Source organism: Gemella haemolysans (assembly GCF_028308085.1).
Classification (GTDB): Bacteria; Bacillota; Bacilli; order Staphylococcales; family Gemellaceae; genus Gemella; species Gemella haemolysans_D.
Genome location: NZ_JAQMFS010000032.1, coordinates 1 through 255, shown reverse-complemented (window position 1 = coordinate 255; position 255 = coordinate 1). Strand labels below are relative to the sequence as shown.

The following is a 255-nucleotide window of genomic DNA, read 5'->3' as shown; positions in this document are numbered from 1 at the left end:
AAACAACGGAACATGGGAAAAAGAAGGAAACATCAAAGGACCAAAAGGAGACAAAGGAGCTCAAGGTGTTCAAGGTGAACGTGGACAAGATGGAGCCCAAGGACCAGCAGGACGCGATGGACGTGATGGAGCGCAAGGACGTGACGGAAGAGACGGACGTGATGGAAAAGACGTATTAAACGGAAAAGTAAATCCAGAACCAAAACAAGGTAAAGATGGAGATAAATACGTAAATACAGAAACAGGAGACGTGTT

1 pseudogene is annotated in these 255 nt (G+C 45.5%); it reads left to right on the top strand.

Annotation, left to right across the window (positions count from 1 at the left end):
- Positions 1–255 (top strand): annotated as a pseudogene (locus PNO30_RS02790) (hypothetical protein); the annotation flags it as partial.